The organism is Paracoccus ravus (assembly GCF_004522175.1).
GTDB lineage: Bacteria > Pseudomonadota > Alphaproteobacteria > Rhodobacterales > Rhodobacteraceae > Paracoccus > Paracoccus ravus.
This window is the reverse complement of sequence record NZ_SDEB01000006.1, coordinates 185,838-192,772: the sequence shown is the minus strand read 5'-3', so window position 1 is coordinate 192,772 and position 6,935 is coordinate 185,838. Positions and strand designations below refer to the sequence as shown.

At 62.7% G+C, this 6,935-nt stretch carries 7 protein-coding genes and 1 pseudogene; 4 read left to right on the top strand and 4 right to left on the bottom strand.

Going from position 1 to position 6,935, the window contains the following annotated elements; translation table 11 throughout:
• Both ESZ60_RS07615 and ESZ60_RS07610 read left to right on the top strand, forming a co-directional pair.
• Positions 1-688: pseudogene (locus ESZ60_RS07615) on the top strand (IS701 family transposase); the annotation flags it as partial.
• A gap of 730 nt (positions 689-1,418) precedes the next feature.
• The gene (locus ESZ60_RS07610) at positions 1,419-1,847 is read left to right on the top strand and encodes a VOC family protein (protein WP_134679840.1); all 429 of its coding nucleotides are present in this window, start codon (positions 1,419-1,421) and stop codon (positions 1,845-1,847) included.
• 34 nt (positions 1,848-1,881) lie between these two features.
• On the opposite strand, the gene ESZ60_RS07605 is transcribed toward ESZ60_RS07610, so the two are convergent.
• Together ESZ60_RS07605 and ESZ60_RS07600 are read right to left on the bottom strand one after the other, a co-directional pair.
• Positions 1,882-2,403, bottom strand: coding sequence for a MarR family winged helix-turn-helix transcriptional regulator (locus ESZ60_RS07605; protein ID WP_134679838.1), 522 nt, complete (start codon positions 2,401-2,403; stop codon positions 1,882-1,884).
• Between the two features lie 99 nt (positions 2,404-2,502).
• Positions 2,503-2,781, bottom strand: a complete 279-nt coding sequence (locus ESZ60_RS07600; RefSeq protein ID WP_134679836.1) for an FAD assembly factor SdhE — start codon at positions 2,779-2,781, stop codon at positions 2,503-2,505.
• A 74-nt stretch (positions 2,782-2,855) separates the two neighbouring features.
• On the opposite strand from ESZ60_RS07600, the gene ESZ60_RS07595 reads away from it, so the two are divergent.
• Entirely contained in the window at positions 2,856-4,058 is a 1,203-nt protein-coding gene (locus ESZ60_RS07595) for a pyridoxal phosphate-dependent aminotransferase (RefSeq protein WP_134679834.1), read from the top strand.
• Between the two features lie 4 nt (positions 4,059-4,062).
• Here the strand turns inward: ESZ60_RS07595 and ESZ60_RS07590 are convergent, their stop codons facing one another.
• On the bottom strand, positions 4,063-4,320 hold the full coding sequence (locus ESZ60_RS07590; RefSeq protein WP_134679833.1) for a DUF1127 domain-containing protein: 258 nt from the start codon (positions 4,318-4,320) through the stop codon (positions 4,063-4,065).
• A gap of 102 nt (positions 4,321-4,422) precedes the next feature.
• On the opposite strand from ESZ60_RS07590, the gene ESZ60_RS07585 reads away from it, so the two are divergent.
• Complete coding sequence (locus ESZ60_RS07585) at positions 4,423-5,307, top strand: LysR substrate-binding domain-containing protein (RefSeq protein ID WP_134679831.1); 885 nt, start codon at positions 4,423-4,425, stop codon at positions 5,305-5,307.
• A gap of 49 nt (positions 5,308-5,356) precedes the next feature.
• On the opposite strand, the gene aspA is transcribed toward ESZ60_RS07585, so the two are convergent.
• Positions 5,357-6,763 carry an aspartate ammonia-lyase gene (gene aspA / locus ESZ60_RS07580; protein WP_134679830.1) on the bottom strand — a complete coding sequence of 469 codons (1,407 nt, stop codon included), beginning with the start codon at positions 6,761-6,763 and terminating at the stop codon, positions 5,357-5,359.
• Positions 6,764-6,935 lie beyond the last annotated feature (172 nt).

Genomic DNA, 6,935 nt, shown 5'->3' with positions numbered 1-6,935 from the left:
AGACCAGGTCAGACGAAGCCGGTCCCATGTGCCCGAGGAGGTGGAATTCGCCACGAAACCTGCCATCGCGCGCAGCATGATCGAGCGGGCGCTCTCGGCCAAGGTTCCATTTTCCTGGGTGGCTGCCGACAGCGTCTATGGCGTTGGCGATATCGAAATAGCGCTACGCCGCGCTGGAAAAGGCTATGTCCTGGGCGTCAGCTCCAAGCACGCCTTCAATTCCTGGGAGAAAGCCTATGCCGTCAGCGGGACGGCCGGGAGCATCGCGGAAAACTTGCCGCCGGAGGCGTGGCAGCGCCTTTCGGCCGGCACGGGCACGAAGGGCGAGCGGGTTCACGACTGGGCCTATCTTGATCTCGCCGATCTCGACGCCGGCGAATTCAATGCTGTTCTCAGCGGCGTCTGGACCCGGGGCCTGCTGATCCGCCGCAATCTTGCCGATGGTGATCTAGGCTTCTTCACCACGTGGTCGCCGGGGGGCACCACGATGGAGGCGCTGGTCCGCGTCGAAGGGCATCGATGGGCCATCGAGGACAGCTTCGAGACCGCGAAGAACGAACTCGGCCTCGATCATAACGAGACTCGCTCCTGGCATGGCTGGCACCGGCATGTTTCGCTGGTCATGCTGGCCTTCGCGATGATGGCCAACATCCGCCATCATGCCAATGCCGCGCCGCCCAAAAAACGATGCGCAAGACGAGGGCAAGACACCAGCACTGTTCCGCTGGTCGATCCAGGAAATCCGGCGCATCGCGAACCGCATGGCCCAGCGTCAGATCCAGTCAACCCAAATCATCGCCTGGTCAATCTGAAGAAGAGCCCATCAAGCCGCCGCAAAAATGAAACTGTAATGCTAGGCGCGAATCTTGCCTGCCTATAGGGGCTTGGACGCGCGGACCCGCCTCGATCTGACTCGATGATCGCGGCGAGGATGCCCAAGGCGCTGATGGCCTGCGTGCGCCCCGCACCGGACCCCCGAACCCTGACCCATCCGTATGCGGATCGCATCTCGGCTTGCCTGGGCAGCCCTGTCGCCACGAACCTGTCGCGGGGCAGGGAAGCTCGACGGGTTCCGCCGCCCGTCATCCGTCTCGCAAGCGAAGCGGATCGCGCCATCATCCGGGCGGGATCCCGGAGAGCGACATGGCGCGACCGTTCGTGGCATAGGTCGCTTGGGCTAGATCGGGGGCAGGTCAGTCCGGACCGCCCTCGAGCGGGGCCGCGTCAGCGATCAGCCTGCATGCGCGGCAAGATGGGCCAGAGGCCGTAGAACGCCTTGTCGCGCAATTCTCGGCCGGTTTCTCGGAAGTTCCGGTCCGGAAGCCCGGCCTCTCGCCCTTCTGGCGGGTAGGCCGATGGCCGGTTGCTCAGGCCGCATCAAGCTGACATCCTGCGGCGCGAACAGAGGAGATAAGCAGATGAAGATCCGTTACCTGCACACGATGGTGCGCGTTCTGGACTTGGAACAGTCGATGGCCTTCTATCGGCTTCTCGGGCTCGAGCAGATCCGTCGCATCGACAATGACAAGGGCCGTTTTTCGCTGGTCTTCATGGCCCCGCCGGAACAGCCGGATTGTCCGGTCGAACTGACCTGGAACTGGGATGGGGACGAAGGCCTGCCCTCGGACAGTCGGCATTTCGGCCATCTCGCCTATCGGGTCGAGAATATCTACGACCTGTGCCAGAAGCTGATGGATGCGGGCATCACCATCAACCGCCCGCCGCGCGACGGGCATATGGCCTTTGTGCGCAGCCCCGACAATGTGTCCATCGAACTGCTGCAAGAGGGGGATCATCTGCCGCCGCAGGAGCCCTGGGCCAGCATGGAGAATAGCGGTCATTGGTGAGGGCGTCCCGGCCCGTTTTCGGGCGGGCCGGATCTCAATAAATGTAGCGGATCTGTTCCAGCCAATAGCGCTCGATCCGCCGCCATTGCAGGTTCACCGTCTCGATCGGCGGATCGTCGAGAACCCCCGAAAGGCCCAGCCCCTCGGCATGTCGGCCAAAGACATCCGCCACGCAATCCCGCACCGCTTGCCCCGCTTCGGTCAGTCGAACCCGGACAGAGCGGCGGTCCATGTCGCATCGCTCATGGCTGAGATAGCCAAGCTCGACCAGCTTCTTGAGATTGTAGCTGACATTCGAGCCCTGATACATGCCGCGCGTGCGCAATTCACCCGCAGTCACCTCTGACCCGCCCAGGTTATAGATCAGCAAGGCCTGCACCGGGGTCAGATCCGAGCGGCCGAGCCGCTCGAACTCGTCTTTGACAAGATCGAGAAGCAGGCGGTGCAGCCGTTCCAGCAGTTGCAGGCTTTCAAGATAGGCATCGGCCTGCGCCACGCCGGGGGCGGGCCGCAGTGCGGGCGCCTGCCGGATCGGGCTGGGGCTGGCATGGGGCATCGGATTATCCCGTTCAAAATCATGTCCCGCATGACCTTGGGGGAAAATCCCGAATACGCGGTTAATTTCCCCGCGAATTCTGCCCGATGCCTAAAAATTTCAGGATTTGGGGGTCAGGCGATCCGTGGCAAAGCCCGCGATGCGGTCCAATAGCGCCACCAGCGCCTCGGGGCCGGGATGCGTGCCCGAGATGCGGGCGGTGATCCAGGGATAGAGGTCCTGATCATTCTCGTTGAGCAGCGCCTCGTAGATGTCGATCTCCTCGGGGGCGAGGGTTTCGAGCTCGGTATCCGAGAAGGGCCCGAGGATCAGGTCCATCTCCTTCATGCCGCGACGCCAGCTGCGCATCCGCAGCCGCTTGAGCCTTGCTTCGTCCATTCCACAACCCTTGGCTTGTCTGTCTGCGGCGGCGCGCCTATGACTTCGGGCAGCCCAGCCGCAGGATGAATTCGATGCGCCTTTTGTCCCAGACGCTCGCCCGCGTCAAACCCTCGCCCACCGTCGCCATTACCGGGCTTGCCCGCGAATTGGCCGCCGAGGGCAAGGATATCATCAGCCTTTCGGTCGGTGAGCCGGATTTCGACACGCCCGAACATATCCGCGAGGCCGCCAAGGCCGCGATCGACGCGGGCCATACCCGCTATACCGCGGTGGACGGCATTCCCGAGCTGCGCCGCGCGATCAGCGAGAAATTCCGCCGCGAGAACGGACTGGATTACGCGCCCTCCGAGATCACGGTCAGCACCGGCGGCAAGCAGATCCTGTATAACGCGCTGATGGCGACGCTGAACCCGGGTGATGAGGTGATCATCCCCGCGCCCTATTGGGTCAGCTATCCCGATATGGTGCTGCTGGCAGGCGGCACGCCCGTCATCGTCGAGGCGGGGATGGAAAGTGGCTATCGCATCACGCCCGAGCAGCTTGAGGCCGCGATCACGCCTCAGACGAAATGGCTGATCCTGAACTCGCCCTCGAACCCGACCGGCTCAGGCTACGCCGAGGCCGAGATGCGCGCGCTGACCGATGTGCTTCTGCGCCATCCGCATGTCTGGGTGCTGGCGGATGATATCTACGAACATCTGGTCTTTGACGATTTCAAATTCGTGACGCCTGCGCAGGTCGAACCGGCATTGAAATCGCGCACGTTGACGATGAACGGGGTCAGCAAATCCTATGCCATGACCGGCTGGCGCATCGGCTATGGCGCGGGGCCGGTCGAGCTGATCCGCGCGATGAGCAAGCTGCAATCGCAATCGACGACGAACCCGGCCTCGATCAGCCAATATGCCGCGCTGGCCGCACTTGAGGGGCCGCAGGATTACCTCGCGACCAGCCGCGAGGTTTTCCAGCGCCGGCGCGATCTGGTGGTGGCGGGGCTCAATGCCTGTCCGGGCATCACCTGCCCGGTGCCGCAGGGGGCCTTCTATGTCTATCCCTCGATCAAGGGCGTGATCGGCAAGACCTCGGCGGGTGGGGTGCTGATTTCGGATGACGAGGCTTTTGCGACGGCGCTTCTGAATGAGATGGGCGTGGCGGTGGTCTTTGGCGCGGCCTTCGGGCTGAGCCCGCATTTCCGCGTCTCTTATGCAACCTCGGACGAGGTGCTGACGGATGCGTGTGACCGCATCCGCCGCTTCTGCGAAGGGCTCGTCTGAGCCCTTACCAGAGGTATTTGCGCAGCGAGTCGCCCACTTGCATCATGTCATGCCTGGGCTGCTCGACGTTGACGCCGACATCGCGCAAAAGATGCGGTGGCAATTCGGCCAGCGCCTTTCGTGTGGCCGGGTCATCCAGTGCAGCGAAGCGATCGGTTTCGCTGACACATTGGTTCGGTTTGATCTGCTCCCGCAGGCCGATAAGCGTCAGGAGCCGGTCGGCAAGCCCATGCGGCTGCCGCTTCGTTGCACTCGCAAACATTGCCTTTTCCTCGCAATGCAATGTGGTTGATGGAATGCCAAGGTGCTACTGTTGCGGCGTTTTGACCAACAAAGCCTCTGCACGCATCCATAAGGTTGCCTTATGTCCATCCCGCCGCTTGCCGCGCTGCGCGCCTTCGAGGCAGTGGCCCGCCATCTGAGTTTCACCCGCGCCGCCGAAGAACTGGGCATGACTCAGGCCGCCGTGAGCTATCAGATCCGCCTGCTCGAAGAGCGTCTTGGCGCGCCCTTGTTCCTGCGCAAGCCCCGCGAGATCGCCCTGACCGAGACCGGGGCGCTGTTTGCGCGCCCGACCATCGAGGCCTTCGACCTGCTGCGCGAGACATTTTCCGAGCCTTCGGCGGATGCGGTCACGACCCTGTCGATCTCGACCGTGCCGACATTCGCCGGGGCTTGGCTTTCGCCGCGTTTGGGCAAGTTTCAGATGAACAATCCGAACCTCGCCGTGCGGCTGGAAACCAATGACAATCTGATCGATTTCGCGCGCGAGGATATCAGTGTGGCCATCCGTGCCGGTTCGGGCGAGTGGCCGGGGCTGACCTCGCATCACCTGATGAAGGTCGAATATACCCCGATGCTGTCGCCGGAACTGGCGCGGAAACACGATCTGCGCAAGCCGTCCGACCTGCTGAAGCTGCCGCTCTTGGATGCCTCGGACCCGAATTGGATGGTCTGGATGCGCGAGGCAGGCGTGGATTTCTGGGAAAAGCGCCCCAAGCCCGGCCTGACGCTCAGCACCGATCTGCATGAGGCGCGTGCGGCTTTGGCGGGCTATGGCGTGGCGCTGCTGACGCCGCGCTTTTTCCGCTATGAGCTGGCGAGTGGCAGCCTGATCCAGCCCTTCCCGCAAGTCTCGGATAACGGGCGCAGCTATTGGCTGGTCTATCCGCAGGGGCGACGGAACCGGCCCGCAATCCGCAAATTCCGCGCTTTCCTGCTGGATGAAATAGAAAGCGACCCCGGCTGATCTCAGCCGGGGCCGCTTTTCCCCTGGGGGCAGGGGATTTCGTTGCGCCTTATGCGACGAAGAGGACGGGGCGGGTCAGCACTTCGGGGCGCAGGATCTCATCGAGACGCTCTTTCGGCAGCAGGCCCTTTTCAAGGACAAGCTCATAGACGCCGCGCCCCGTCAGATGGGCCTCGGTCGCGACTTCGGTCGCCGCCGCGTAACCAATATAGGGGTTCAGCGCGGTGACGATGCCGATCGAGCGGCGCACGGTTTCCTTCAGCACGTCGCGATTGGCGGTGATGCCACGGACGCAGTTCTTTTCCAGCGTATCGAGACCGGCAACCAGGTGATCGACGGAGCGGAACATCGAATAGGCGATGACCGGTTCAAAGGCGTTCAACTGCAGTTGGCCACCCTCGGCTGCCATAGTGATGGTGACATCGTTGCCGATGACCTCGAAGCAGATCTGGTTCATCACTTCCGGGATCACCGGGTTCACTTTGCCCGGCATGATCGAGGAACCGGCCTGCATGGCGGGCAGGTTGATCTCGTTGAAGCCGGCGCGCGGGCCCGAAGACAGCAGACGAAGGTCGTTGCAGATCTTCGAGATCTTGACCGCGACGCGCTTCAGCACGCCCGAGGTCTGCACGAAGGCGCCGCAATCCTGCGTTGCTTCCACAAGGTCGGCGGCGGTGACGACCGGGATCACGGTGATTTCGGCCAGACGGGCGCGGACGCGCTCGGCATATTCCGGATGGGCGGTGATGCCGGTGCCAATGGCGGTGGCGCCAAGGTTGATCTCGCAGATCAGCCCCGCTGCCTCGGCCAGACGCTGCTCATCCTCACCGATGGTGATGGCGAAGGCGTTGAATTCCTGACCGAGCGTCATCGGCACGGCTTCCTGAAGCTGGGTGCGGCCCATCTTCAGGATGTCGTTGAACTCGGCGCCCTTTTCCTCGAAGGTACCGCGCAGCGATGCCAGTTGCCGGATCAGCTTTTGCAGACCCTTCCACGAGGCCAGACGCAAAGCCGTCGGATAGACGTCATTGGTCGACTGGCTCATGTTCACATGTTCATTCGGGTGCAGGTATTTGAACTCACCCTTCTGGTGACCCATGATTTCCAACGCGCGGTTCGCGATGACCTCATTGGCGTTCATGTTGGTCGACGTGCCCGCGCCGCCCTGGATCTGGTCGACGACGAATTGGTCATGCAGCTTTCCGGCGCGGATTTCCTCGCAGGCGGCGACGATGGCATCGCGGCGCTCGGGCGAAAGCAGGCCCAGATCGGCATTGGCCAGCGCGGCGGCCTGCTTGATGGCGGCGAGCGCACGCACGAGTTCCGGGATCTCGCCAACCTGACGGCCGGTGATCGGAAAGTTTTCAACCGCGCGCAGGGTGTGGACACCCCAGTAAGCCTCGGCAGGGATCTCGCGATCGCCAAGCAAATCATGTTCGATGCGGGTCTTGGTCATGTTCACCTCGACTGCATGCCCGATGAGCCCGCGTGATGCGGGACCCTTCCAGGAATGGCAGGTTTCAGGATTGTATCTTAACAGGTTTTCCGGAGCTTTTCGCCCCTTGCCGCAGCGATCTAGGTCGCCCCAGCGCCAAGTTCCAATGCCAAGTTGCGCTGGGTTATTCGCA